The sequence below is a fragment of the Micromonospora sp. NPDC049580 genome, assembly GCF_040675595.1.
Taxonomy (GTDB): Bacteria; Actinomycetota; Actinomycetes; order Mycobacteriales; family Micromonosporaceae; genus Micromonospora.
This window is the reverse complement of record NZ_JBFAPG010000027.1, coordinates 1-25,857: the sequence shown is the minus strand read 5'-3', so window position 1 is coordinate 25,857 and position 25,857 is coordinate 1. Positions and strand designations below refer to the sequence as shown.

Genomic DNA, 25,857 nt, shown 5'->3' with positions numbered 1-25,857 from the left:
GGGCACGCCCCCTGGCGGAGGCGTTGACGGCCGAGCTGGCCGCCCGCCATCCGGCGTGCCTGGTGGACGTGCCGACGCTGCTCGCGGACACCGATGGGGAGCTGCCGACGTACCTGGTGGTCTTCGGGTTGGATCGGCCCGGGCCACGGGAGTTGCCGGCCGACCGGTTGCGCGCGCTGCTGCGGGACGGGCCGCCGGCGGGCCGGCACCTGCTGGGCTGGTGGCGGGCGGTGCCGCCGTTCGCCGCGCTGCTGGAGCCGGACGGCGAGGTCGACAAGCTCGCCGCCGTCGTGGTGCTGGACGTGCCGGCGGCGCAGCTCGCCGCCGTCTTCGGCCGGCCGGTCCAGTGGCGGGCACACCCGGACCGGGCGGCGCTGTGGGACGGTCCGGACGAGCGGGGCACGGTCCTGGTGCCGTTCGCCGACAAGGTGGGGTGAGCGGGCGGTGCACGCGGGAGGTGTCGGTGTGGGGTCGAACGTTACGGTGACCGGGCCGGGGCGGCAGCGGACCGCCGGGGCGGACGGCGATGGCACGCCGGCGGCCGTGGAACCCGTCAGCGGCTGGGCCGAGTACCTGGCGGCGGCGCGGCAACTGGATGCGGTCCGGCGCGGCGCGGCTGCCGCCGCCGGTGAGCAGGCCCGCTCGGCGGAGGCCGCCCGGGAGGAACTGACGGTCGTGCGTGCCGGGCTGGCGAGTCAGCAGGAGCGGCTGCGGGAGCGAGGCGTACCGGCGATCTCGCTGGTGCCGTCGCCGCCGGAGCTGACCGAGGCGGCCCGGTCGATGGTCGGCGGCCCGGCCGCAGTACTGGCGGCGCTGCGGGCCGCGCGGGGTCGGGCCGAGGCCGCGGACGCGGCGTTGGCCGCGCGTCGCGGCCTCCGACCGGCCTCCTGGCCCACGCGGGCCCGCAACCTCCTGGTGTACGGGCCGTTGGCGCTGCTGGTGCCGCTGATCCAGGTCATCGTGTACGCGACGACGGGTACGGGCCCGGCCAGCGTGACGGCCCTGATCGGCGGCCTTCCGATGCCGGCGGTCGCCTTCGTCGTCGGCTGGGTGGGTGTCGGTCGGCTGTTCCAGGCGAGCCCCGACGAGCGGCTGGACCGGACGGTGCGCCTCGGTGCGCTGGTCTGCCTGGTGCCGGCGGTGCTGGTCACGGCCGGCCTGCTCCTGGCCCTGCTGGCCGGCTGACCGGCTGACCGGCTGACCGGCTGACCGGCTGACGAGCGGACCACCCCGCAGACGCGACGGCCGGCCACCCTCAAGACGCGACAGCCGGCCGTCCCGGAAGGGGGCGGACGGCCGTTGTCGCGTCCGGGAGGTCAGCGGGGAATGATCAGCGCCATCGCCTCGGCCCGCGACTTGGAGTCGGACTGCAGGACGCCGCGCACCGCCGACGTGATGGTCTTGGCACCGGACTTCTGGATGCCACGCATCGCCATGCACATGTGCTCGCATTCGAGCACGACGACGACGCCACGCGGGGCGAGCTTGCTCATCAGCAGGTCGGCGACCTGCGAGGTGAGCCGCTCCTGCACCTGGGGTCGGCGGGCGAAGACCTCCACGAGGCGGGCCAGCTTGGACAGGCCGGTGATCCGCCCGTCCGGGCCGGGGATGTAGCCGATGTGCGCGCTGCCGCGGAACGGCAGCAGGTGGTGCTCACAGAGGCTCATCACGTCGATGTCCCGGACGATCACCAGCTCTTCGTGGTTGGCCTCGAAGGTGGTGCTGAGCACCTGGGCCGGGTCGACGCGCAGGCCGGCGAAGAGCTCGGCGTACGCGCGGGCCACCCGGGCCGGAGTCTGCTGAAGCCCGTCGCGGTCCGGGTCCTCGCCGACCGCGATCAGGATCTCCCGGACCGCCTTCTCGATCCGGCCGAGGTCGACTGCGTCCTCGATCGGGCGCCCGGTCAACCGGCCGCTGATCAGCCGGGCGGCAACGTAGTCCAGCCCGTCGTCGCCGTCGGGTTCGGTCGCGGAAACGGCCAGCTCCCGGTGAGGGGAGCTGGCCGTCGGGTCGTCGCTCAGTGCGTACCGTCCGAGTTGTTGGACGGCGAGCCGCCACCAACGGACGCCTGCGCGCCGTCGGCCTGGGCCTGCGCCTTGAGCTTGTCCTTCTCCGCAGGGGTGAGCACGGGCGGCTCGGTGGAGGGCTGGCGCTTGCCGAAGCCGTTGTACGGTGCCAGCGGCGGGCGCTTGACCACCCGGGAGCAGATCCGCGCCATGTCGGCCGTGGAGAGGGTTTCCTTCTCCATCAGCTCGAGCACGATGTTGTCCAGGACGTCCCGGTATTCCACCAGGATCTCCCAGGCCTCGTCGTGCGCCAGCTCGACAAGTGCCCGCATCTCGCCGTCGATCTCGGCGGCCACCGAGTCCGAGTAGTCCCGTTCGTGGCCCATGTTGCGGCCGAGGAACGGCTCGTCGCCGCTGGTGCCGTACTTGATCGCGCCGAGCTTGGAGCTCATGCCGTACTGGGTGATCATCGCGCGGGCCAGTTGGGTGGCCTTCTCGATGTCGTTGCCGGCACCGGTGGTGGGCTCGTGGAAGACCAGCTCCTCAGCGGCCCGGCCGCCCAGGGCGTACGCCAGGGTGTCGATCATCTCGGCACGGGTCTGGGTGTACTTGTCCTCGGTCGGCAGCACCAGGGTGTGGCCCAGCGAGCGGCCACGGGACAGGATCGTCACCTTGTGCACCGGCGCGGCGTGCGGCAGCGCCCAGGCGACCAGCGCGTGCCCACCCTCGTGGTACGCGGTGATCTTCTTTTCGTTGTCGCTCATGACCCGCGTCCGTCGCTGCGGACCCGCGACCACCCGGTCAATCGACTCTTCGAGCGAGTCGTTGCTGATCGCCCGCTGCTCCTTACGAGCGGTGAGCAGGGCCGACTCGTTGATGACGTTGGCCAGGTCGGCACCGCTGAAGCCCGGGGTGCGTCGCGCCACCGCGTCGAGGTCGACGTCGGGGGTGAACGGCTTGCCCTTGGCGTGCACCCGCAGGATGGCCTTGCGGCCCTCCATGTCGGGGGCGTCCACCGGGATCTGCCGGTCGAACCGGCCCGGGCGCAGCAGCGCCGGGTCGAGGATGTCCGGTCGGTTGGTGGCCGCGATCAGGATGACCCCGCCCTTGGTGTCGAAGCCGTCCATCTCGACGAGCAGCTGGTTGAGCGTCTGCTCGCGCTCGTCGTGGCCGCCGCCCATGCCGGCGCCACGGTGCCGGCCGACAGCGTCGATCTCGTCGACGAAGACGATCGCCGGGGCGTTGGTCTTGGCCTGCTCGAACAGGTCGCGGACCCGGCTGGCGCCGACACCGACGAACATCTCGACGAAGTCGGAGCCGGAGATGGAGTAGAAGGGCACCCCGGCCTCGCCGGCGACCGCGCGGGCCAGCAGCGTCTTGCCGGTGCCGGGCGGGCCGAACAGCAGCACGCCCTTCGGGATCTTGGCGCCCAGGGCCTGGTACTTCGCAGGGTTCTGCAGGAAGTCCTTGATCTCGTACAGCTCTTCGACGGCCTCCTCGGCACCCGCGACGTCCGCGAAGGTCGTCTTCGGAGTGTCCTTGGTGATCATCTTCGCCTTGGACTTGCCGAAGTTGAGCACCCGGGAGCCGCCGCCCTGCATCTGCGACATGAAGAACAGCAGCAGGAGCACGAGCAGCGCGATCGGCAGCAGGTTGACCAGCAGGCTCACCCAGATGCTGTCCGACGAGACCTTGGCGTCGGCCGGGCCGGTGACCCGGTTGGCCGCCTTGGCGTCCAGCACCTGGTTCCAGATCTCGTCCCCAGCCTGGTACGGGAACTGGGCCTCGATCCGGTCGGTGTTGGTCTCACCGAACTTGGTCTTGTTCTTCAGGTCCAGCTGGAGCGTCTGCTCCTTGTCCTGGAAGACGACCTTGTTGATCTGGGCGGTGTGGAGCTGGTCGAGCGCAACGGAAGTGTCCACGCGGTGGTAGCTGGGACCAGCGGTGAACAGCTGACTGAGCACAACGGCGCCGAGGATGACCAGGATGATCCAGACCACCGGTCGGCGGAAGAAACGCGTACGTTCCATACTGTTGTCGAGCGCCGGAGCGCCCGCATCCTCCTGATCGACGTCCTGACCGTCTGATGGTGTCGCCGCCCTGGGCGGCGTCGGAGCCGCCGTGCGGGCCGGCCTCGACCCCGAGGCGCGAAAACTGCCGCGCCGCGGTCATTCGACGGTACACCGTGTACGCGAGGAGTGAGCTTGCGAGCCCCGCAGTGGTGTATCAATCGAAGGCCCCGTGTACGCGAGGAGTGAGCCCGCGAGCCCCGCCCTCGGTTCTCCGTCGCCATCGACGACGGGCTCCGTGAGCGGCCTCGCCAGCCCCGCACCAGGACGTACGGCGGGTCCGGGCAAGAACCGGCGTGGCGGGGAATCCAGCCCGGCCACCCGCACGCCCGGTCACGCGGTCGAGGAGCCGGGCACGGAGTTGCCTCCGCGCCACCGGGCTCCACGGTAACCGGAACAGCTGGGAGCCCGCTGAACGTCGGCTTGACGAATACCGATGCGAGTTGCTCTCACGCCGCCGGGCGCGACCCGTCGGGACGGTCGGTCGGCGTCAGGACCGGGCGTAGACCTCGGGCTTGAGCACCCCGACGTAGGGCAGCTCCCGGTACCGCTCGGCGAAATCGAGGCCGTACCCGACCACGAACTCGGTGGGGATGTCGAAGCCGACGTACTTCACGGCCACCGGCACCTTGACCGCCTCCGGCTTGCGGAAGAGCGCGACCACCTCGACGCTCGCCGCCGAGCGCGACTCCAGGTAGCGCAGCAGCCAGGAGAGCGTCAGGCCGGAGTCGACGATGTCCTCCACGACCACGACGTGCCGGCCGGCGATGTCCCGGTCGAGGTCCTTGAGGATGCGGACCACTCCGGAGGAGGTGGTGCCCTGGCCGTAGGAGGAGATGGCCATGAAGTCGAGTTCGGCCGGGGGGCCGTTGCGGCCCAACGCCCGGGCGAAGTCCGCCATGAACATCACCGCGCCCTTGAGCACGCAGACCAGCAGCAGTCCGTCGCCCACGTGGGCGTAGTCGGCGGAGACCTGCTTGGCCAGCTCCGCTGTCTTCTCGCGGATCTGCGCCTCGGAGATGATCACGTGGTCGATGTCGGCGTCGTACCAGGAGCCGTCAGCCATGACTCCTAGCCTGCCGTACGTCGGATGGCCTCCGTCGGCGGGGCCGCACCTTGTGGTGGGGGCCCGCCGGGGATCTTCGGCGCAAAGGGCATCAAACGCATCAGCTGGTGCGAGACCGCCAGCGGCGGCCGTCCTCGCTGGGCTTCCAGTCGGCCGAGTCGTGGCTGTCCGCGGTGAGGCCGGCCGCCGAGGCGGCGACGAGCAGGACGAGGAACAGGAGGAAGAGCAGGAACTCCATGGCGGCGCTCACTTTCGCATGGTTGCTGTCGGTTTCGCCGCCGGTGCGCACCGGACTGAGACCAGTCTGCGCCGACTCCCGCCGGCCGGACAGTGGCAGAGATGCCACTGGGCATCGATTTACTGCCACCTCTCGGGTTACCCTCGTCACATGCTCCGATCCGTCGCCGTCCTCGCCCTCGACCAGGTCGCTCCCTTCGAGCTCGGTGTGCTGGCCGAGGTGTTCGGCACCGACCGGACGGCCGACGGCTTCCCCGCGTACCGCTTCGACGTGTGCAGCCCCGACGGCGCTGCGGTCCGGACGTCCGCCGGCTTCCACCTCACCCCGAACGCCGACCTCGGCCCGCTGGAGGAGGCCGACCTGGTGGCCGTCCCCGCGCACAGCGCGGGCACCGTCATTCCCGACCCGGTGCTCGACGCGCTGCGCCGGGCCGACGCGCGCGGCGCGCACCTGTTCAGCGTCTGCTCCGGCGCCTTCCTGCTCGGTGCGGCGGGCCTGCTGGACGACCGGGAGTGCACCACCCACTGGCGCTACGTCGACGAGCTGCAACGCCGGCATCCCCGCGCCCGGGTGCGCTGCAACTCGCTGTACGTCCAGGACGGTCGGCTGCTCACCAGCGCCGGCACGGCGGCCGGCATCGACGCCTGCCTGCACCTGATCCGCCAGGTGCACGGCTCGGCCACGGCGACCCGGCTGGCCCGGCGGATGGTGGTCCCGCCACACCGCGACGGCGGCCAGTCGCAGTACGTCGAGGCGCCCATCCCCCGGGCCCCCGAGGCGCCGACCCTGGAGCCGGTGCTGGAGTGGCTGATGGGGCACCTGGACCGGACGATCACGGTGGAGGAGCTGGCCGCCCGCGCCGGCATGGCCCCGCGCACGTTCGCCCGCCGGTTCCGCGCCGAGACCGGCACCACGCCGCACGACTGGCTCACCAACCAGCGGGTGCTGCTCGCCCGACGGCTGCTGGAGGAGACCCCGTTGAGCGTGGAGGCCGTCGCCGACCAGGCCGGCTTCAGCGACGCGGCCGCGCTGCGCCACCACTTCAGCCGCCGGGTCGGCGCCACCCCGCACAGCTACCGGACCACCTTCCGGGACCGGACGGACGGCGCCGGGGCTCTCAGCCCGAGCTGAGGGCCGTCAGCCGGTCGCCACGACGGAGTACGCGGACACCCCCGGGCAGGTCGGTGGGACCCTGACCGTGCCAGTCGGTGACCAGGGCGTCCAGAGCGGCGACGTGCCGGTGCGACAGCGCCCCGGGCACCGCGCCCAGCTCCCGCGCCCAGGCGTGCAGCACCCGACCGCGTACGGCGGCGGTCAGACCGGCCAGCTCCGGCACCGCGAGCCCACCGGCGGGGTGCCGGGCCGCCGCCAGCGCCGTCGCCGCCGTCTCGTCGAGGGCGGCGTTGTCCGCCGCCACCAGTCGGGCGGTACGCGCCAGGTTGTCCACCACGCCCGGCCCGAGCGCCCGCACCAACGCCGGCAGCACGTCGGCCCGCACCCGGGAGCGGGCGTACGACGGGTCGGTGTTGTGCGGGTCCTGCCACGCGCTGAGACCAAGCGCGGCACAGGCGGCGCGGGTCTGCTCCCGACCGATCTCCAGAAGCGGGCGCAGCAGCGGCACCCCGGCCAGCTCCCGCCGGCTGGGCATCCCGGCCAGCCCGCGTGGACCGGCGCCCCGGGCGAGCGCGAGCAGCACGGTCTCCGCCTGGTCGTCGCGGGTGTGCCCGGTGAGCACCGCGACCGCCTCGTGCTGCCGAGCCGCCTCGGTCAACGCCTCGTAGCGGGCCTCCCGGGCCGCCGCCTCCGGGCCACCCGGACGCCCGGCCACCCGCACCCGCACCGCCACCACCGGCGCGAACCCGGCCTCTCGGGCCCAGCCGGCCACCGCCTCCGCGCGCTTCGCCGAGCCGGCCTGCAGGCCGTGGTCGACGGTCACCAGGCCGGCGGTCCGGCCCAGGCGGGGCGCCACGAACACGGTGGCCGCCGCCAGGGCGAGTGAGTCGGCGCCACCGGAACAGGCGACCAGCACCGGGCCGCCGGACGGCAGGTGAGTCAGCGCGCGGCGGACCGCCACCCGGATCGCGGCCACCGGCGGCGCGAGCGCGCCCATCGACGGACGGTCAGCCAGCGGCCGGTACGGTGCCGGCCGGGCCGTGCACCCGCGCCACCCAGGCGTCCGGGTCGCCCAACTCGGACAGCCGGGGCAGGGTGAGCGGCGAGTTGAAGATCGAGTTGAAGCCCTCCATGCCGACCCGCTCGACCACGCCGTGCACGAACTTGCGGCCCTCGGCGTACTGGCGCATCTTGACGTCCACCCCGAGCAGCCGGCGGATCGCCTTCTCCAACGGGTTACCCGCCTCGCGCCGGCGGTTGAACGACGCCCGGATCCGCTCCACGCTCGGGATCACCTGCGGGCCGACTCCGTCCATCACGAACTCGGCGTGCCCCTCCAGCAGGGTCATCAGCGCGGTGAGCCGGTCGAGGACGGCCCGCTGCGCCGGGGTCTGGACAATGTCGAGCACGCTCGTCCGGCTCTCCGGGTCGCGGACCGCCTCGGACAGCGTCGCCACCCCGCGCCGCAGCCGCTCGACGAGGTGCTCGCCGCCGCTGGACGAGGCGTCGACGAACGCCTGCACCTCGCTGAGGAAGTAGGCCCGCATCCATGGCACGGCGGTGAACTGCGTCCGGTGGGTGACCTCGTGCAGGCAGACCCAGAGCCGGAAGTCCCGGGGGTCGGCGCCGAGCTTGCGCTCCACCTCGACGATGTTGGGCGCCACCAGCAGCAGTTGGCCCGGGTCGGCGGAGAAGACCTCGTACTGGCCGAGCACCCGGCCGGAGAGGTAGGCCAGCACGGTGCCGGCCTGCACCCCGGTCAGCCGGGACCCGATCGCCTCGGTGAGCGCGCCGGGTTGCTTGTCGCCGGACAGCCGACCGACCAGCGGAGTGATCACCTCACGCAGCCCGGCGATGTTGGTGGCCGCCCAGTCCCGGCGGTCGACGACCCGCACCGGCGGGTGTGCCACCTGCGCCCGCAGCCCCGTGTAGTCGGCCACGTGCCCGGCCGCCTCGTCGGTCAGCCGACGCAGGTCGCCGACCACGTCGGTGGCCTCCGAGTACGACACCCGGGGGCCCGACTTGCTCAACGCCCCCGCGGTCGCGGCGGCCAGATCCCAGTCCACGAACTGCGCCATGAACCCACCGTACCCGCGTCGCGACACCCCGGCCCGGGCTCGCGTCGGCGATCGACGCCGGTCGCGGGCCCGGCGCCGGCCGGAAACCCCGCCCCGACGCTCGTCAGCGGCAACCGCAGCCGGCCAGCGCGGCGGCGATGCGGTCCAGCGCCGGTTGGGCGGTGTCCGTCCCACCGGGCACCCTGTCGGTGAGCACCGCGAACGTGAGCAGTCGGCCGTCGGCGGTGGTGACCAGGCCGGCGATGGCGTGCACCCCGGTCAGGGTGCCGGTCTTGGCGCGGACGGCGCCCGCCCCGCCGGCGGTGCCGGGAGCGCCCCGGTACCGGTCGCCCAGCGTGCCGGACCAGCCGCCCACCGGCAGACCGCCGAAGACGCCGGCCAGCTCCGGGTGGTCCGGGCTCGCGGCCAGCCGGATCAGGTCGGTGAGCAGTGACGGGCTGATCCGGTTACGGCGGGACAGGCCACTGCCGTCGGAGAGAGTGATCTCCTCGGCGGGCAGGCCCAGCGCCGCCACCTCGGCGTCCATCGCGGCGGCGGCACCGTCGAACGACGCCGTCTGGCTGCGGGCCAGCGCCACCTGGCGGGCCAGCGCCTCGGCCAGCAGGTTGTCACTCTCGCTGATCATGATGTCGACCAGCCGGATCAACGGCGGCGACTGCACCACGCCCAGCTCCGTACCGGGAGGCGGGGTGCCACCGGCGGCGGTCGCCAGGGCCGGGGCGGTGCCCCGCTTGACGGTGCTGGCCGGGACGCCGAGCAGTTGGGCGAACGACCGGCCGGCAGCGAGGTCCGGCTCGGCGACCCGCTCGGCGCCACCGGCCTCGGCACCCGGGTCCTTGCGCGCACCGTCGGTCATCAGCGCGGTCACCGCGCCGCCGTACCCGCCGGTCGGGATGTCGTCGTCCCAGCCGGGGCCGTACACCGGGCCGGAGTAGATCGTGCCGTCGACGGTGACGCTGGTCGGGGCCGTGCCGCCGAGCGCGGTGCGCACCTGCGCGGCCAGGTCGTCCAGGCGTGCCGCCCCGGGGTAGTAGCCCTTCTTGTCCACCGCGAGCGTGGGGTCGCCGCCCCCGACGATCACCACCTCGCCGGGCTTGGCGCCGGCCACCGCCCGGGTGGGGATCCGGTACCCGGGCCCACGGGCGGCCAACACGGTCACCGCGGTCGCCAGCTTCGTCACCGAGGCGGGCACCGTCCCGTCGTCCGCACCCTTGGCGAACAGCGTCTGACCGGTGGTCACGTCGGCCACCGAGACGTTCACGCGGTCGCCCAGGGCGGGGACACCGACCAACGGGTCCAGCGCGGCCCGTACGCCGTCGGGCGCGGGCAGCGGGGCGTTCGGGTCGGGCCCGTCCAGCACGTCCGCCGGAGCGGGTTCCGGGGCGGGGCCGGCGGCGGTCGGCGCGGACGCCGCATCCTCGCCCAACCAGCCGGCGACCGGGCCGGGCCGGGTCACCACGACGCCGACACCGGTCAGCACCAGCAGCAACACCACTGCCAGCACGGCCACCAGCCGCCCCCGGCGGCGCGGCGAGGTCGGCGGCGTGGAGGGCGCTACCGGCGGCTCGGCGTCGGCCGTCGCCGGCAACGCGGAGATCGGCGGGCCCAGCGGCGGTACGCCGGTCGGAATGCGGACAGTGGGGCCGTCACCGGACGGCGCGCCACCCCCGGCCGGACTGGTCGGGGCGGGACTGGTCGGGTGTGCGCCGCTCGGCGGGGCGCTCGTGGGATGGTTTCCACCGCCCAGGACCGGGAAGCGTCCGCTGTTCGGCCCGGCGGAATTCGCCTCCGACGGGTGCCACGGCAGCGGCGGAGGCCGCTCCGGCGCCGACTCCTCGGGCGCCCGGGGAAGGTGGGCGTCGGGCACCGGGACCCGCCCGGTGGCGCCGCCGGAGCCGGATCGCCCGGTACCACGCGCGGCGCCCCCGTCCGGGCGGTAGTGTGAATCTTCCCTCCCCACGACCCCCTCCTCCCCCAGCGAAAATCGGCTTGGGTGACACTACTTCGGTCCGAAGACTATGCGGTGGCCGGAGTCGGCGGGTGGGCATTCACCTGTCCGGAGGGCGCCACCAGTGGTTCCGTTAGCCAGCGTGGGCAGACGAGGGAGCGTGCAGATGGATTTCGACGTGACGGTTGAGATCCCCAAAGGTCACCGGAACAAGTACGAGGTGGACCACAAGACCGGCCGGATCCGGCTGGACCGCACCCTGTTCACGTCCACCCAGTACCCGGCCGACTACGGGTTCATCGAGGAGACGCTGGGCGAGGACGGCGACCCGCTGGACGCGCTGGTGCTGGTCCCCGAACCGACCTTCCCGGGCTGCCTCATCCGCTGCCGGACCATCGGCATGTTCCGGATGACCGACGAGAAGGGCGGCGACGACAAGGTCCTCTGCGTGCCCTACGAGGACCCCCGCCAGGAGCACCTGCGCGACATCCACCACCTGGGCGAGTTCGACCGCCTGGAGATCCAGCACTTCTTCGAGGTCTACAAGGACCTGGAGCCCGGCAAGTCGGTCGAGGGCGCGACCTGGGTCGGCCGCACCGAGGCCGAGGCCGAGATCCGGGCCTCCTACCAGCGGGCCCGCGACGCCGAGGCGCGCGGCGAGTCCACCCACTGACGAACGCTTACCGACCGGGCCCGGGAGCCGCTCAACCGAGCAGCCCCCGGGCCCGGTCGTACAGATCGAGCACCGCGCAGGCGACCGGCACCACGGCGACCACCAGGGCCGTGTCGGTGAGGTCCGCGACCCTTCCGAGGTACGGCGAGACCGCGCGCCGGGCGTACCCGGTGCCGGCGGCCACGGTCACCAGGCCCAGCGCCGCGCCACCGAGGACCAGCGCCAACCGGCCGGTGCCGTCGGCCCGGTCGACCAGCACCGCACCCAGCACCGCGTAGCCGGCGAGTCCGGCGAGCACCGTCGGCACCCGGTGCCGCAGTGCCACGAACAGCCGCGACCGCAGCAGCAGCACGGCCGAGACCACCGCCACCAGCACCGGCCCGGCCGTCCCACCGGCCACGCCGAGGACGACCGCCGCGCCCACCGCCAGCACGGCGTGCCCGAGCAGCATCCCGGTCAACACCTCCTCGGTGCGGGTGACTGCCGCGTGCACCCGACCCCGGTCCGGCAGGTCCCGGGGGCGCTCCGGCTCGGCAGCCGACGCGGCGGCCGGCAGGGTGATCGGCGGCAACGGCAACTTGCCCAACCGGATGGCGAGCAGCGGGATCGCCCCGAGGGCGAAGACCAGCGCGCTGAGCAGCACCGCCGCCGTGCCCGCCGGGGTCAGCAGCAGCGCGCCGAGCGCCGCGCCGGCACCGAGCAGACCGACCGTGACGCCGGCCACGAAGACCCGCAGTCGGCTGGCCACCCCGAGCAGACCTACCAGCGCCACCAGGAGCAACGCCACCGAGCCGGTGAGCAGCTCGGGTGCGCCGACCCAGCGCATCGGCCCGAGCGGGCCGACCGGATCACCGGAGCCGATCGCCAGGGCGCCGGCCACGAAGGCGTACGGCAGGGCGTAGCCGCCGAGCGTCGCCCCGGCGGCGCCGTCGCCGTTGGCGCGGGAGGCGACCGCGCCGGCCACGGTGAGCAGCAGCGCCACCACCGCCGCCGCGAACCAGCCGCTGGGCAGCGTCGGACCACCGGCGAGCAGGGCGAACAGCCCGACGGCGAGCGGCACGGCGGCACCGGCCAGGCCGGCGACCCGGGTGGCGTCCGGTGACCAGGCCCCACCCCGTCGGCGGGCGCCGTCGGCGATCGCCTCCACCACGTCGTCGTACTCCAACTCGGGCCAGTGGGCGCGGGCCGGCACCAGGTGCAGCACCTCACCGTCGCGGACCCCCTGCGGCAGCAGCGCCTGCGCCGTCGCCAGCAGCGCCCCGTCGGTACGACGCAGCACCCAGCCGCCGTGCCGCTCGCCGTCGTCGGCCAGGCCCTCGCCGGCGTGTCGGAGCACGTCGGGCAGCAACTCGGCCAAGGGCACCTGCTCCGGCAGTGCGACGTCGACCCGCCGTTGCGGCGCGCTGATGGTGACGCGGGCCAGCCCGGTTGTCATCGAGTGATCTCCATATCGAGGGGGATCGGAGGCTGCACGGACGACAGGACTTTACCTACGATGAGCCAGGCTCGGGTTACCCAGCGCTGTCAGGAGGCCGAGTGTCCACAGTCGTCATCAAGCGCCCGCCGCGTCGGCCGGCGCCGGAGATCCCCGTTGGCGAGCTGCCCGTCGAGGCGCCGCCGGAGATCCCCGCGGTGGCCGGCGGACGGTGGCAGCAGATGCTGATGGTGCTGCCCATGCTCGGCGGCACGGTGGCGATGGCGATGATGTTCGGCCGGGGCGGCGGCGCCTACTCGTACGTGGTGGGCGGGATGTTCGGGCTCTCGTCGCTGGCGATGCTGGTCACCTCCTGGGGCAGCGCCTCGGGCACCCCGAAGAAGTCGGAGATGATGGCGGCCCGCCGGGAGTACCTGCGCCACCTGGCCACGCTGCGCCGCCGGGTCCGGCAGACCGCCGGGCAGCAGCGGGCCGGGCTCTACTACCGACACCCCGACCCGGGTCGGCTGTGGTCGACGGTGGACAGCCGCCGGGTCTGGGAACGCCGCCCCGCCGACCCGGACTTCGCTGTGGTACGCGTCGCCGTCGGGCCGCAGACCCTGGCCACCCCGCTCGTCGGGCCGGTCACCCGACCGCTCGAGGAGCTGGAGCCGATGACCGCCGGCGCGCTGCGCCGCTTTCTGGACGCGTACTCCGTGGTGCCGGAGCTGCCGGTGGCCCTGTCGCTGCGCAGCTTCGCCCGGGTGCACGTGCGGACCGCCGCCGGTGGCCCGGCCAGCGGTGGGCCGCCCACCGGCGACCCGGCCGCCCAGGCCCTGGCCCGGGCGGTGCTGACCCAGTTGGCCGTGTTCCACGCCCCCGACGAGCTGCTGATCGCGGTCTGCGCCGGCCCGGAACGCCGGGCGGACTGGGAGTGGGTGAAGTGGCTCCCGCACGCGCACCATCCCTCTCGCACGGACGCGCTCGGGCCGGTGCGGCTGGTGACCTCGTCGGCCGCGGAGCTGGAACGGCTGCTCGGTGACGTGCTGGCCAGCCGGTCCCGGTTCAGCCCGGCCGGACCGGCCACTGACGGCCCGCACGTGGTGGTGGTCCTCGACGGCGGTGACCTGACCGGTGCCACCGACCTGACCGGCGACGGCGGCATCGACGCGGTCACCGTGCTGGACCTGGACACTCCGCCGCCCCGCCTGCTCGACCGGTACGCGCTGCTGTTGGAGCTGCGCGGCCGGCGGCTGCACTCGTGGTCGGTCCAGGGGCACGCGGAGGTGGGCACCGCCGACCACCTCGACCTCGCCGACGCCGAGGCGGTCGCCCGGCGGTTGGCGCCGCTGCGGCTGGCCGGCACGGCCCGCGGCCCGGACGCCCCGCTCCAGGTCGAGCTGGGCCTGCCGGAGCTGCTCGGCCTCGGCGATCCGGAGAGCTTCACGGCCGAGCAGGGCTGGGCGCCGCGCTCGGCCCGGGACCGGCTGCGGGTGCCGATCGGGGTGGGTGTCGACGGCGGCGCCATCGAGCTGGACCTCAAGGAGTCCGCCCAGGACGGGATGGGCCCGCACGGCCTGCTCATCGGGGCCACCGGGTCCGGCAAGTCCGAGCTGCTCCGCACGCTGGTGCTGGGGTTGGCGGCGACGCACAGCAGCGAGCAGCTCAACTTCGTCCTGGTCGACTTCAAGGGCGGCGCCACCTTCGCGCCGTTCGACCGGCTGCCGCACACCGCCGCCGTGATCACCAACCTGGCCGACGCGCTGCCCCTGGTCGACCGGATGGTCGACGCGATCAACGGGGAGCTGGTCCGCCGGCAGGAGCTGTTGCGCCGCGCCGGCAACTTCGCCAGCGTGCGCGACTACGAGCGGGCCCGCGCCGCCGGCAGCCCGCTCGCCCCGCTCCCGTCGCTGCTGCTGATCTGCGACGAGTTCTCCGAACTGCTCTCCGCCAAACCCGACTTCATCGACCTGTTCGTGCAGATCGGCCGACTGGGCCGGTCGCTGGGCGTGCACCTGCTGCTCGCCAGCCAGCGCCTGGAGGAGGGCCGGCTGCGCGGGCTCGACACCCACCTGTCGTACCGGATCGGGTTGCGCACCTTCTCCGCGCTGGAGTCCCGGACGGTGCTCGGCGTGCCGGACGCGCACGAGCTGCCCCGCTCGCCGGGCCACGGCTACCTGCGGGCCGGCACCGATCCGCTGGCCCGTTTCAAGGCCGCGTACGTCTCCGGAACGGTGCGCCGCCGGGCCGCGACGGCGGGTGCCACTGCCGGCGGCGGCGCCCGCCTGCTCACGTTCACCACCCACGCCGTGCCGCTGCCCGAGCCGGCCACCCCGGCCCTGACCATGGCGGCCGAGGACGAGAGCGACCGGGAGACCCTGCTCGACCTGCTGGTCGATCGGCTCGTCGGGCAGGGTCCGCCCGCCCACCAGGTGTGGCTTCCGCCGCTCGGTGAGCCACCGGCCCTGGACGAGCTGTTGGGCCCCGTCGAGGTGGACCCGGCGCGCGGGCTCACCGTGGGCAACCCCGAGCTGCACGGCGCGCTGGGTGTGCCGGTGGCGGTGGTGGACCGGCCGTTGGAGCAGCGCCGGGACCTGCTCTGGCTGACCCTGGACGGCGCGGCCGGGCACGTCGCGGTGGTCGGTGCGCCGCAGAGCGGCAAGTCCACCGCGCTGCGCACGCTGATCTGCGCGTTGGCGCTCACCCACACCCCGGCCGAGGCGCAGGTCTACTGTCTCGACTTCGGCGGCGGTGGCCTCGCGGCGCTGCGCGATCTGCCGCATGTGGGCGGCGTGGCCGGCCGCGCCGATCCGACCGCCGTGCGGCGCACGGTCGGCGAGATGACGACCCTGCTGGCCGAGCGGGAGCGCCGATTCGCCGAGCTGGGCGTGGAGTCGATGGCCGTGTACCGGCAGCGTCGTGCCGCGGCGGGAACGACCAGCCAGCCGGGCGCCGACCCGTTCGGCGACGTGTTTCTGGTGATCGACGGCTGGAGCACCGTCCGCGGCGAGTACGACGACCTGGAACCGCTGGTCACCGACCTGGCCACCCGGGGTCTGTCGTACGGGGTGCACGTGGTCGCCACGGCGCTGCGCTGGCTGGATTTCCGCCCGGCGATCCGGGACCTGTTCGGCTCCCGGTTGGAGCTGCGCCTCGGCGACCCGGCCGACTCCCTGGTGGCCCGCCGGGCGGCGGCGAACGTGCCGGAGCGCCCCGGCCGGGGGGTGACGGCGGAGAGCCTGCACTTCCTCACCGCGCTCCCGCAGCTCGCCGCCCCGGGCGCGGGCACCGCCGACCTCGTCAAACGGATCGCCGACAGCTGGGCCGGCCCGGCGGCGCCCCGGGTCCGGCTCCTCCCGCCGGTGCTGCCGTACGCCGACCTGGATCTCGCCGCGACGACCGGGCTGCGGCTGCCGATCGGGATCGCCGAGGCGGACCTGCGGCCGGTGCTGCTCGACTTCGCGAGCGAGCCGCACTTCGTGGTCTTCGGGGACGCGGAGTGCGGCAAGTCGACGTTCCTGCGGGCGCTGGCCGCCTCGATCACCACCCGGTTCACGCCGGAGGAGGCCCGGGTGATCCTGGTCGACTACCGGCGCAGCCTGCTCGGCGCCATCGAGACGCCGCACCTCATCGGGTACGGCACCGCCGCCGCGCACACCGCCGACCTGGTCGAGTCGGCCGCCGGATACCTGGAGCGGCGGGCTCCCGGGCCGGAGGTCACCCCGCAGCAGTTGCGGGACCGCTCCTGGTGGTCGGGGCCGGAGCTGTTCGTGCTGGTCGACGACTACGACCTGGTGGCGGCGGGGCCGGCGAACCCGTTGCGGGCCCTGGAGGAGCATCTGCCGCACGCCCGCGACGTCGGGCTGCACCTGGTGCTGGCCCGCCGCTCCGGAGGTGCGGGACGGTCCCAGTACGAGCCGATCGTGCAGCGGCTGCGGGAGCTCTCCACCGCCGGGCTGGTGATGGCGGGCAGCCCCGAGGAGGGTGCGCTCGTCGGCCCGGTGCGGCCCGGGCCGCTGCCGGCGGGCCGTGGTCGGCTCGTCACCCGGCGGGAGGGCGTACGCCTCGTTCAGCTCGCACATCTGCCGCCACCATGACCTGTCTCGGTAGTTCCTCCCGTGACGGGTGGGGAAACCGGTAATCTCCGATCGTCGTGGTTCCGTCGTCGGATTGAATGGCTGGGGATGTGACAGGGGTTCGGCACAGCGGTCCGGCAGTGGCCCGGCGGGCCGGCCGGGCGCTGCTCGGTGTGGCGGCGATGCTCGCTGTCGCGGTCCCGACCGCCGCACCCGTCGCCGCGCCCAGCAGCGGCGGGCAACTCGCCGGCGCGTCGGTGGCGCTCGCCCCCGGTGACAGCGTCGCCCGCACCGACCAGGTCCGTGACGAGCAGTGGCAGCTCGACGAGTTGCGGGCCGACACGGCCTGGCGCACCTCGACCGGCCGGGGGGTGACCGTGGCGGTGGTCGACTCCGGTGTGGACGCCAACCATCCCGACCTGGCCGGCCAGGTGCTGCCCGGCCTCGACCTGGTCGGGCCCGCCGGCGGCGCCGGGCCGGATCCGGTCGGTCACGGCACCACTGTCGCGGGCCTGATCGCCGGGCGTAACGACGACAAGCGGGGCGTGGTCGGCCTGGCGCCGGATTCCCGGATCCTCCCGGTCCGCGTGCTGGACGAGCGCAACAAGTACGACGACGCCCTGATCGTCGCGAAGGGTGTCCGCTGGGCGGTCGACAACGGCGCCCGGGTGATCAACCTGTCGCTGGGCGGCAGCGGGGACAGCCCCGCCCTGGCCGCGGCTCTGGACTACGCGTTCGCCCGGGACGTGGTGGTGGTCGCCTGCACCGGCAACCTGGCCACGTCGACCGACTCCAAGGTCTGGTACCCGGCTCGCGAGCCGGGCGTGATCGCGGTCGCCGGGCTGGAGCGCAGCAGCGACAACCTGTGGTCCGGGTCGATCACCGGCCGGGCGACCGTGCTCACCGCCCCCGCCACCAACCTGGTCGGCGCCCGCCCGGCCGACGGGTACTGGCGGGTGCAGGGCACCAGCTTCGCCGCGCCGTTGGTGGCCGCCACCGCCGCGCTGGTCCGGTCCCGCTTTCCGGACATGCCCGCCGGCGAGGTGGTCAACCGGTTGCTGGCCACCGCCCGTGACCTCGGCCCGACCGGCCGGGACGACCGCTTCGGGTACGGGGTGGTCGACCCGGTGGCGGCGCTGACCGCGGACGTTCCCCCGGTCACCGCCAATCCGCTGGACGATCTGACCTCGCCGGGCGTGGTCGGCTTCGGTCCGGCCCCCGGTTCGGGCGACAACGGCCCGGTCAGCGGCGCCGGCAGCGACCCGCTCGGTTTCACCGCTCCACGGCAGCAGACGGGGTGGACGGCCCGGCCGGCGGGCGTGCCGGACGAATCCGCGCCGGAGCAACTGTGGACCGGGGTTGTGCTCTTCGCCGCCCTGGTGACCGGCGCGGCGCTGATGGTGCGCCGGTTCCGTCAGCGCGCTCGCTGAGCGCCGCTGACGGCAGGTCTGATTGCCCGGCGGGTGGGGTAGAACCGTCCGCATGAGCACGCCCGCCCCCCGTAGCCTCGACACCACCCGGCGCCCGTCCTGGCGGCGCCGCCGCCTCGACCCGGACCACTCGTTGGGTCTGCGGCTGACCCTGGCGGCGACGGCGGCGTTCCTGGTGCTGGTGCCGTTCGCCCTGCTCGCGCTGCTGGTGCTCGGTGCGTGGGCGCCGCTGCACCGGCTGGACACGACGATCACCGACGCGCTGCACGACCACGCGGTGGACCACCCGGCCTGGGTCGCGCTGATGGAGGTCTGGAGTGCGGTGTTCGCGCCCATGCCGCTGCGGGTCGTGGCCCTGCTCGTGGTGATCTGGCTGCTGCGCCGGCAGGCTCGGCGGCTGGCCCTCTGGGTGACCACGACGATGGTGGTCGGCGGGTTGATGGGTCCGCTGCTCAAGTTGCTCGTCGGCCGGGACCGGCCGGAGCTGCTCGATCCGGTGGCGCGGGCCGCCGGCTACTCGTTCCCCTCCGGGCACGCGCTGAACGCCACCCTGGCCGCCGGGGTGCTGCTGCTGGTGTTCCTGCCGTACGTCCGACGCTGGACCTCGCGGGTCGCGCTCTGGGTCGCCGCGCTGCTGCTCACCGTGGTGACCGGGGTGAGTAGGGTCGCGCTCGGTGTGCACTTCACCAGCGACGTGCTCGGCGGTTGGCTGCTCGGCGTGGCGGTGGTCGCGGCGACCACCGCCGCGTTCACCAGTTGGCGGGCGCACACCGGCCTCCGACCGGTCCGGCCGGTCCGCGACGGCGTCGCGCCCGAGGTCGAGCGGCAGCCGGACAAGACCTGAGGCGTGACGACGACGCCGACCGGGTACTGGCCCGCTCATGTCCGACACCGTGGTCCAGATCGTCCGGCGGGTGCTGCTGCCGGTGTCCCTCCTGTTCGGTTTCATGGTGCTGCTCGGGGTGCTGGTCACCCGCGTGTTCGCCCGGACCTGGCCGTTCACCGTCGAGGACGCGGTGAATCGGGAGTTCGCGGGTGACCGCACCGGCGGCTGGAACGACGTCTCGCTGGTGTTCAGCACGCTGGCCAGCACCCAGATGATCGTCGTGGTCACCGTGCTGGTGGCGCTGGCGCTGCGGCTCTGGCTGAAGCGCTGGCGGGAGCCCCTGTTCCTGTGCGCGGCGGTGACCGCCCAGGCGCTGGTGTTCCTGCTCACCACGATGGTGATCGACCGGCAGCGGCCGGCGGTGGAGCACATGGATGTCTCGCCGCCCACGTCGAGCTTCCCGTCCGGGCACACCTCGGCGGCGGTGGCGCTCTACGTCGGTATCGCGGTGCTGATGGCCCTGCGGGCGCGCAGCACCGGAGCGAAGGTCGCCTGGTGGACGCTGCTGCTGATGGTGCCGGTGGGTGTGGCGCTGACCCGCATGTACCGGGGGATGCACCACCCGAGCGACGTGGTGGCGTCCTTCCTCAACGGCGGCGCCTGCGTCGCGATCATGGCCCGGGCGGTGCTGGACCGGGGACTGCGCTGGGGGCGGACCAAGCTGCCGCTCGCCGCACCGGCCCGGACCTGATCCGGCGCGACGCTCAGGTGCACTCGCCGGTGGCGACGGCCCGGTTGCGCTCGGCGCCGGCCAGCGCCACCGGCCGGGCCTCGGCGGCGGTCACCGCGAACCCGGTGTTGGGGTCGTCCGCCGCCGCCGCGAAGATCACGCCGAGCACCAGGCCGTTGGCGGAGAGCAGCGGCCCACCGGAGTTGCCGCTACGCACCAGAGCCCGGATGGTGTAGATCTCCCGGGTGACGTCGCCGGAGGAGTAGATGTCCGGCCCCTTGATCCGGTCGACGTCCCGAACCCGCGCCGACTGCGCGTTGTACGGGCCATCGAGCGGGAAGCCGAGCACGATGGCGTCCGAGCCGCTGCCCGCGTTGCCGGCGGCGAACCGCAGCGACGGGCCGGGCAGCCCCGGCACCAGCAGCACCGCCAGGTCGCGATTCGGGTCGTAGACCACCACCTGACCGTCGTACCGCTCCCCGCCCAGCTCCACCGCCACCGATCGGGTGCCGGCGACCACGTGGGCGTTGGTCATGACCCGGTCGTCGGCGTACACGAAGCCGGAGCCCTCGATGCGGCGCGAACAGCTGGGCGCGGAGCCGAGCACCTTGACCACCGAGCGCTGACCGTTGACCACCAGCTGGGAGCCGGCCAGCGCCGGGTCGGGCGGGTCGACCTGCCGGGCCCGGGTGGGCGCGAGACCACCGAAGACGTCCGGGAACCCGTCGGTGTCGACGGTGTCCTCCAGAGCGGTGGAGAGCCGGTGCGCCTCCTCCGGCAGCACCCCGTTCACCACGGTGATCAGCGCGCTGTTGCGCACCGCGGCGGCGAGCCAGGGCACCGACGACGACCCGAGCGGTACGGCGACGAGCCAGGCCAGCAGGAGCACCGCGAACAGTGAGACGAACGCCCCGCCGATGTCGTCGACCCGCCGACCCACGTCGCTGGTGATCGTCTTGCGCAGGTGCGAGCCGAGCCAGCCGGCGAGCGCCTGCCCGATCACGGCCAACCCGAAGATCGCCACCAGTGAGATCAGCACCCGGGTGCCGGCGTCGACGAACTGCCTGGCGAACAGCGGCCCGAGTTGCAGGCCGAGCAGCAGTCCCAGGAAGAAACCGGACAGCGACGTGATGCCGATGACGAAACCCTGGCGGTATCCGCTGATCGCGAACACGAGCATGAGCAGCAGCAGGACGAGATCCACGACGGACACGGGGTCCAGCGTACGGGCAGCGCGCCTACCGGATGACCACCGCTTGCGGAAGGTGACCGCGTGGTCAGCGTAGGGCGGTCTCGTCGACCTCTTCGGTGCCGGCCGACGGCGCGGGAGTGGCCCCCGTGGGCGGCAGCTCGACCAGCCGGCCGGGCGACCACGGGCGGGCCCAGCCACCCATCTCCAGCAGGGCCGCCAGCACCCCGGCGGTGAAGCCCCAGACGAGCATGCCGCGCGCCGAGAACGCCGGCCCCTCCCAGCCGCTGGGATGGCGGACCCGCAGCCGGTTGGCCGGGTCGACCAGCTCGCGGACCGGCAGTCGCGCCACGTGCGCCACCTCGGCGGGCTCCCGCGGGTGCACCGGGTGCGGGTCGTGCCACCAGGCCAGCACGGGGGTGACCACGAAGTCGCTGACCGGGATCCACAACTTCGGCAGTTCGGCCAGCACGGTGACGCTGGCCGGGTCGAGGTCGACCTCCTCGTTCGCCTCGCGGAGCGCGGTGGCCCGGACGTCGGCGTCCTCCGGGTCGGCCGCCCCGCCCGGGAAGGCCGGCTGACCGGCGTGGTTGCGCAGGGTGGCGGCCCGTTGCAGGACCAGCACGTCGGGGCCGGTTCCGGGCTGCTCACCGAGCAGCACCAGCACGGCGCTCTCCCGGCCGCCCTCGGCGGGGGTGGTCAGCCGGGTGAAGTCCTCGGCACGGGCGGTGCCCAGCCGGGTCAGCAACGGCTCGATCCACTCGGGCGGTCGGCGGATCATGCTGGCACCGTCAGGCCGAGATGCTGGCGGACCAGCTTGGCGATCTGCGCGTCGTCGAGAGCCCCGGTGGCGTCGATGTGCCGGATGCGGCCCTGCGCGTCGACGAAGAGGGTCAGCGGGAAGGCGTTGCGCTTCAGTTCCCGTTGCAGCGCGTCGCCCTGGTCCACCAGGATCGGGAACCGTACGCCGAAGTCCTCGCCGATGGACTGGGCGCCGCCCCGGCTGTCCCGGGTGTTGACCCCGACCACCTGGAGTCGCCCGGCGGCGCGCTCGCTGAGCCGCTGGAAGGCGGGCAGTTCCTTGCGGCACGGCCCGCACCAGGAGGCCCACACATTGATCACGGCTGGCCCGGCCACGTCGCGCAGAGCGACGGGGGCGCCGCCGGTGAAGCAGGCGAGGGTCAGCTCCGGCAACTCCTGCCCGCCGGGCGCCGTCGACGTGCCGGGCGTGGCGGGGGCCGTCGTGCCGGCGCCGGGCGACGCGGCCGTGGGGGGCGTGCCCAGCCCGGCGCAGTCACGGAAGGGCGACGGCCGTTCGGCGGCGGCCGGCCGTGGTGCGGGGTCGTCGGCCGGGCTGCCGGTGCAACCGGCAACGACCAGTAGCAGCGGCAGGACGAGCAGAGCGAGGCGCCGGTTCACGGCACCTCCGCGGCGACCGCCTGCGCGGGCACCAGCTCCGGATCGACCCCGGCGGCCACCGCGAGGTCACGCGCCCGAGGGCCCTTGAGCAGCTTGGCTGCGGCAGCCGGCTCGGTCGGGCCGGTGCCGTACGAGGGGCAGAGCTTGGCGAGCGTGCACGCCCCGCAGGCGGGCTTGCGGGCATGGCAGACCCGTCGCCCGTGGAAGATGATCCGGTGCGACAGCATGGTCCAGTCGCGCTTGTCGTACAGCGCGCCGATCGCGTGCTCGATCTTGACCGGGTCGGTTTCGGTGGTCAGCCGCCACCGGTGCACCAGCCGCTGGAAGTGCGTGTCGACCGTGATCCCGGGGACGTCGAAGGCGTTGCCGAGAATGACGTTGGCGGTCTTGCGGCCGATCCCGGGAAGCGTCACCAGGTCGACGAGCCGGCCGGGGACCTGACCGTCGTACCGGTCGAGGAGGGCCTGCCCGAGCTTGAGCAGCGAATCGGTCTTGTTGCGGTAAAAGCCGGTGGGCCGGATCAGCTCCTCCATCTCGCCCCGGTCGGCCCCGGCGTACGCGGCGGCGCTCGGGTAGCGGGCGAAGAGCTTCGGGGTGACCTCGTTGACCTTCTTGTCGGTGCACTGCGCCGAGAGGATGGTGGCGACGGCCAGCTCCAGGGCGTTGGAGTGGTCCAGCTCACAGTGCGCGTCGGGGTGCGTCTCGGCCAGCACCCGGCCGATCTTGCGGGCACGACGTTTGCGCCCGAGATCGGTCTCGCTGGCACCGGGAGGGCTACTGGTCACGACGGTCAGCCTACGTCGCGCCCCGGACGTTCCTGCTCGGGTCAACCGGCCGTCGGCGCGGTGATCCTGCCCTGCCCGTCGAACCGGGCCCCACCCTTCGGGAAGTCGGCGCGGCTCAGCTCGGTGACCAGGCCCAGGCCGCGGTCGTCCGGGTCCATCGTCGGCTTGCCGGTGGAGTTCATGTACGTCGAGGTGAACGTGCCGCCGGCCCAACTGCCGTCCGGCTTGAGCGACACCTTCAGCACCCCGCCCCAGCCGAGCCGGCCGGTATTGATCAACGTGTTGCTACCGCCGGCGAAGTTGCCCAGGCTGTACGCGATCAGACGCCCCTGATAGAACTCCATGCCGCGCAGCACGTGCGGCCCGTGCCCGACGATCAGATCCGCGCCCGCGTCGATCATGGCGTGCGAGAACTTCACCGGGTCCCCCCGGTTCTCACCCAGGAATATCTCGGTGCCGGGTTTCACCCGGGTCTGGTCCGCGCCCTCGCCGCCCATGTGCACCTGCACCACGACCAGGTCGGCCATGGTGGCCGCCTTGGCGACCACCGTCTTGGCCTTGGCGATGTCAACCAGGCTGTTGGACCAGACGTACGACGAGAAACCCACCACGGCAACCTTGACGCCCTTGACGTCGACCACGGTGATCTCGTCCGGGGCGCCGGTGTGCTCCAGGTCGTACTTCTCCAGCGCCTTCTGCGTGTTCTCGTAGCCCTTCGGCCCGTAGTCGTAGCCGTGGTTGTTGGCCTGGTTGAGCACCTTGAAGCCGGCGTCGCGCAGGTGCGCGGCGTACTCCGGTGGGGCCCGGAACTGGTAGCAGCGGGTGGAGTTGGCCCCGCACTTGCCGGCGCCGGTGTCCACCGTCAGCGGCTCCTCCAGGTTGCCCATCACCAGGTCGGCCTTGAGCGCCTGCTTGACCGAGTCGAAGAAGCCCTTGCCGCCGGCGGCGGGGAGCCGGCTCGGCGCGTTGCCCATGATGATGTCGCCGGTGGCGGAGAGCGAGATGGCGCCACCCCCGCCGGAGGTTGCGGCGCCGCCGCTCGCCTTCGGGCCGGACGTGGTCACCGGCGCTCCGGTGCCACCACCACCGGCGCCGGGCTGCCACACCGGGGCCTCCCCGCTGTCGGCACAGCCGGCGACGAGCAGGGCGGCCAGCAGCGCCGCGAGGCCGAGGGCGACGCGACGGAACGGGCGGGGCGCGAGGGGGGCGGAAGCGTACATCGCCCGCGACCCTACCGGCCCCGTAACGCGCCGACGAGGGCCGATCGGTCGGAAGTTCAGCCGGTCAGCCGGTCTGACCAGGGAACGACCGGCCGGTCACCGCCCGCGCGCACTGCGGCGTGCACGGCTCGGGCCAGCGGGGCGCCCCAGGTGGAGCGCGGGCCGCCGTACGCGACCTCCGGCCCGTCCACCGGACAGAGCACGGTGACCGCGTCGGTGGGGGTGCCGGTCCCGGGCAACCCCAGCTCGACGATCGCCTGGGTCTTCGCCTCGGTGGCGGTGGCGACGGCGTTGACGAGCGCCGAGTCGGCGAGCCGGGCCGGCACGTACACCACGATGTTGACCGTGCCCACCCGCTGGGCGAGCGCGGCCGGTTCCGGCGCGGCGGCGGGCACCGGGGTGCCGAGCCCGACCGTCGCCCAGGCCCGCACCCCGGTGTCGGTCCGGGCGACCACCTCGGTCACGTCGACGCCGGTCAGCAGGCCCACTCCGGGCCCGTCGAGGGCCAGGTCCGCGGCGAGCGCGGTCAGGTGGGCGGCGGGGTCGTCCCGGTCGTACGACATGGGTACGGTCGCGTTCAGCACCCAGTGCCGGACGCCGATTCCACCGCCGAGCGGGCCGCTGCTGACCGCTCGTAAGGGCCCGTCGGCCCGCCAGACGAGCAGCGGAATCTGCCGCCCGTCCTCGGCGCGGCTGGTCGGAGTCGGGTCGCTCAGCACGTCGGGCAGGTTACGCCCACCGATCAAGATTCCAGGGGCGACCTCTGATTCATGCTCACGTGCGCCTAGACTTGGCGGCGCGCGAGGGGATCAGCGGACGGCGGCCCCGGCCGACGGACGGCACGCGCAACCGGAGGTGCGCGATGGATGAGGTACTGGCCCGCAGCGGGATCTTCCAGGGTGTCGACCCGGAAGCTGCCGAGGCGCTTGCCAAGGAGATGGAGACGATCGAGGTCCGCAAGGGCGAGATCGTCTTCAATGAGGGCGAGCCCGGCGACAGCCTCTATATCCTGCTGTCCGGGAAGATCAAGGTCGGCCGCCGGGCGGCGGACGGCCGGCAGAACCTGATCGCGGTGATGGGGCCGTCGGACATGGTCGGTGAGCTGTCGCTCTTCGACCCGGGTCCGCGTACGGCGACCGCCACCGCGGTGACCGACACCCGGCTGGTGCGGCTGCGCAAGCAGGCGCTGCGGCCGTGGCTCAACAACCGCCCGGAGATCGCCGAGCAGCTGCTCCGGGTGCTCGCCCGGCGGCTGCGTCGGACCAACGACTCGCTCGCCGACCTGATCTTCACGGACGTGCCGGGCCGGGTCGCGAAGAACCTGCTCCAGATGGCCGGCCGGTTCGGCACGCGCGATGGCGGCGTGCTGCGCGTGACGCACGACCTCACCCAGGAGGAGATCGCCCAGCTCGTCGGCGCCTCCCGGGAGACGGTCAACAAAGCGCTTGCCGACTTCGCCTCGCGCGGCTGGCTGCGGCTGGACGGCAAGAGCATCATCATCCTGGACCCGGAGCGCCTCGCCCGCCGCGCCCGCGTCTGAGCGGTACGTCCCGTCCCCGCCTGCCGTCACCGACGGC

General features: G+C 73.6%; 22 protein-coding genes and 1 pseudogene. 9 read left to right on the top strand and 14 right to left on the bottom strand.

Translation table 11 applies throughout. The features are described 5' to 3' along the window. Window positions 1-437, top strand: a pseudogene (locus tag AB0J68_RS04520) (cell division protein FtsK); the annotation flags it as partial. Window positions 438-483: 46 nt separating this feature from the next. Further along, window positions 484-1,185, top strand: coding sequence for a hypothetical protein (locus tag AB0J68_RS04515; RefSeq protein WP_363936110.1), 702 nt, complete (start codon window positions 484-486; stop codon window positions 1,183-1,185). Between the two features lie 131 nt (window positions 1,186-1,316). Here the strand turns inward: AB0J68_RS04515 and folE are convergent, their stop codons facing one another. The 4 genes from folE to AB0J68_RS04495 form a co-directional block, all read right to left on the bottom strand. Next, window positions 1,317-1,982 carry a GTP cyclohydrolase I FolE gene (gene folE, locus AB0J68_RS04510; RefSeq protein WP_354969228.1) on the bottom strand — a complete coding sequence of 222 codons (666 nt, stop codon included), beginning with the start codon at window positions 1,980-1,982 and terminating at the stop codon, window positions 1,317-1,319. A 35-nt stretch (window positions 1,983-2,017) separates the two neighbouring features. Next, on the bottom strand, window positions 2,018-4,036 hold the full coding sequence (gene ftsH, locus AB0J68_RS04505) for an ATP-dependent zinc metalloprotease FtsH (RefSeq protein ID WP_363936103.1): 2,019 nt from the start codon (window positions 4,034-4,036) through the stop codon (window positions 2,018-2,020). Between the two features lie 529 nt (window positions 4,037-4,565). Next, window positions 4,566-5,141, bottom strand: coding sequence for a hypoxanthine phosphoribosyltransferase (gene hpt, locus AB0J68_RS04500; protein WP_354860805.1), 576 nt, complete (start codon window positions 5,139-5,141; stop codon window positions 4,566-4,568). Window positions 5,142-5,241: 100 nt separating this feature from the next. Next, the gene (locus AB0J68_RS04495; protein ID WP_234587421.1) at window positions 5,242-5,391 is read right to left on the bottom strand and encodes a hypothetical protein; all 150 of its coding nucleotides are present in this window, start codon (window positions 5,389-5,391) and stop codon (window positions 5,242-5,244) included. Window positions 5,392-5,529: 138 nt separating this feature from the next. Between AB0J68_RS04495 and AB0J68_RS04490 the strand changes: the two genes are divergently transcribed. Next, window positions 5,530-6,510, top strand: coding sequence for a helix-turn-helix domain-containing protein (locus AB0J68_RS04490; RefSeq protein ID WP_363936101.1), 981 nt, complete (start codon window positions 5,530-5,532; stop codon window positions 6,508-6,510). On the opposite strand, the gene tilS is transcribed toward AB0J68_RS04490, so the two are convergent. The 3 genes from tilS to dacB all read right to left on the bottom strand — a co-directional run bounded on the left by tilS (window position 6,497) and on the right by dacB (window position 10,083). Beyond that, window positions 6,497-7,489: a tRNA lysidine(34) synthetase TilS gene (gene tilS / locus AB0J68_RS04485; protein WP_363936099.1), complete on the bottom strand. Its 993-nt coding sequence runs from the start codon at window positions 7,487-7,489 to the stop codon at window positions 6,497-6,499. The two genes, AB0J68_RS04490 and tilS, sit on opposite strands and share 14 nt — an antisense overlap. A gap of 10 nt (window positions 7,490-7,499) precedes the next feature. After that, on the bottom strand, window positions 7,500-8,570 hold the full coding sequence (locus tag AB0J68_RS04480) for a zinc-dependent metalloprotease (protein WP_363936098.1): 1,071 nt from the start codon (window positions 8,568-8,570) through the stop codon (window positions 7,500-7,502). A 103-nt stretch (window positions 8,571-8,673) separates the two neighbouring features. Further along, on the bottom strand, window positions 8,674-10,083 hold the full coding sequence (gene dacB / locus AB0J68_RS04475) for a D-alanyl-D-alanine carboxypeptidase/D-alanyl-D-alanine-endopeptidase (protein ID WP_363936106.1): 1,410 nt from the start codon (window positions 10,081-10,083) through the stop codon (window positions 8,674-8,676). 601 nt (window positions 10,084-10,684) lie between these two features. Between dacB and AB0J68_RS04470 the strand changes: the two genes are divergently transcribed. Further along, the gene (locus AB0J68_RS04470; RefSeq protein WP_039907066.1) at window positions 10,685-11,191 is read left to right on the top strand and encodes an inorganic diphosphatase; all 507 of its coding nucleotides are present in this window, start codon (window positions 10,685-10,687) and stop codon (window positions 11,189-11,191) included. A gap of 31 nt (window positions 11,192-11,222) precedes the next feature. On the opposite strand, the gene eccD is transcribed toward AB0J68_RS04470, so the two are convergent. Continuing rightward, window positions 11,223-12,626, bottom strand: coding sequence for a type VII secretion integral membrane protein EccD (eccD, locus tag AB0J68_RS04465; protein ID WP_363936095.1), 1,404 nt, complete (start codon window positions 12,624-12,626; stop codon window positions 11,223-11,225). A 101-nt stretch (window positions 12,627-12,727) separates the two neighbouring features. On the opposite strand from eccD, the gene eccCa reads away from it, so the two are divergent. From eccCa to AB0J68_RS04445, 4 genes are all read left to right on the top strand, one after another. Continuing rightward, a complete protein-coding gene (gene eccCa, locus AB0J68_RS04460) occupies window positions 12,728-16,702 on the top strand; it encodes a type VII secretion protein EccCa (RefSeq protein WP_363936093.1) in 3,975 nt (1,324 codons plus the stop codon). Between the two features lie 77 nt (window positions 16,703-16,779). Further along, on the top strand, window positions 16,780-18,111 hold the full coding sequence (mycP, locus tag AB0J68_RS04455; RefSeq protein WP_355064917.1) for a type VII secretion-associated serine protease mycosin: 1,332 nt from the start codon (window positions 16,780-16,782) through the stop codon (window positions 18,109-18,111). A 52-nt stretch (window positions 18,112-18,163) separates the two neighbouring features. Further along, the gene (locus AB0J68_RS04450) at window positions 18,164-18,955 is read left to right on the top strand and encodes a phosphatase PAP2 family protein (protein ID WP_363936089.1); all 792 of its coding nucleotides are present in this window, start codon (window positions 18,164-18,166) and stop codon (window positions 18,953-18,955) included. A 37-nt stretch (window positions 18,956-18,992) separates the two neighbouring features. Beyond that, complete coding sequence (locus AB0J68_RS04445) at window positions 18,993-19,688, top strand: phosphatase PAP2 family protein (RefSeq protein ID WP_354860819.1); 696 nt, start codon at window positions 18,993-18,995, stop codon at window positions 19,686-19,688. Between the two features lie 13 nt (window positions 19,689-19,701). Here the strand turns inward: AB0J68_RS04445 and AB0J68_RS04440 are convergent, their stop codons facing one another. The 6 genes from AB0J68_RS04440 to AB0J68_RS04415 form a co-directional block, all read right to left on the bottom strand. Further along, the gene (locus AB0J68_RS04440; RefSeq protein WP_354860820.1) at window positions 19,702-20,880 is read right to left on the bottom strand and encodes a MarP family serine protease; all 1,179 of its coding nucleotides are present in this window, start codon (window positions 20,878-20,880) and stop codon (window positions 19,702-19,704) included. Window positions 20,881-20,944: 64 nt separating this feature from the next. After that, on the bottom strand, window positions 20,945-21,637 hold the full coding sequence (locus AB0J68_RS04435) for a CoA pyrophosphatase (protein ID WP_354860821.1): 693 nt from the start codon (window positions 21,635-21,637) through the stop codon (window positions 20,945-20,947). Further along, window positions 21,634-22,275 (bottom strand): redoxin domain-containing protein, encoded by a 642-nt coding sequence (locus AB0J68_RS04430; RefSeq protein WP_355064913.1) that lies wholly within the window; start codon window positions 22,273-22,275, stop codon window positions 21,634-21,636. Before AB0J68_RS04430 ends, AB0J68_RS04435 begins: the two co-directional genes overlap by 4 nt. After that, window positions 22,272-23,060 (bottom strand): endonuclease III, encoded by a 789-nt coding sequence (gene nth, locus AB0J68_RS04425; protein WP_354860824.1) that lies wholly within the window; start codon window positions 23,058-23,060, stop codon window positions 22,272-22,274. The genes AB0J68_RS04430 and nth overlap by 4 nt, the downstream gene beginning before the upstream one ends. A 41-nt stretch (window positions 23,061-23,101) precedes the next feature. Continuing rightward, the gene (locus tag AB0J68_RS04420) at window positions 23,102-24,280 is read right to left on the bottom strand and encodes a CapA family protein (protein WP_355064911.1); all 1,179 of its coding nucleotides are present in this window, start codon (window positions 24,278-24,280) and stop codon (window positions 23,102-23,104) included. A 56-nt stretch (window positions 24,281-24,336) separates the two neighbouring features. Next, window positions 24,337-24,999 (bottom strand): adenosylcobinamide amidohydrolase, encoded by a 663-nt coding sequence (locus AB0J68_RS04415; protein ID WP_363936085.1) that lies wholly within the window; start codon window positions 24,997-24,999, stop codon window positions 24,337-24,339. A 143-nt stretch (window positions 25,000-25,142) separates the two neighbouring features. Between AB0J68_RS04415 and AB0J68_RS04410 the strand changes: the two genes are divergently transcribed. Beyond that, on the top strand, window positions 25,143-25,820 hold the full coding sequence (locus AB0J68_RS04410; RefSeq protein ID WP_007466162.1) for a Crp/Fnr family transcriptional regulator: 678 nt from the start codon (window positions 25,143-25,145) through the stop codon (window positions 25,818-25,820). Window positions 25,821-25,857 lie beyond the last annotated feature (37 nt).